General features: G+C 48.7%; 1 protein-coding gene. It reads right to left on the reverse strand.

The window, feature by feature from the left end:
• Positions 1 to 251: hypothetical protein (locus tag MN204_RS20735; protein ID WP_249872943.1), on the reverse strand; the 251-nt coding region annotated here is incomplete at its 3' end.
• Positions 252 to 269: the final 18 nt, after the last annotated feature.

Here is a 269-nt window from a genome sequence, read left to right on the forward strand (position 1 = left end):
GTGATTTCTTCACCATTGAAGGTGCCAGTTGTTTTCTCGCTAACCTTGCGCACGGGCTTTGGTTTTGGCGCCCCCAATGTTGCTTGCAATGCCTCGGCGTTCGCCACCATAATCGGCATATCATGATCAACCACTTGTGTCACTGATTCCAGCAACTTGTCCATCGTCATTTTAAATTCGCCCACTTCGTCCATCATTTCAAACAGACGCTTGGTAATCTTTGGCGAGGCGATCCAAGTACCTTTCACCATGACCGCTGACACATTACC

Origin of the sequence: Oceanobacillus saliphilus (assembly GCF_023522835.1) — a bacterium.
GTDB classification, from domain to species: domain Bacteria; phylum Bacillota; class Bacilli; order Bacillales; family Amphibacillaceae; genus Oceanobacillus; species Oceanobacillus saliphilus.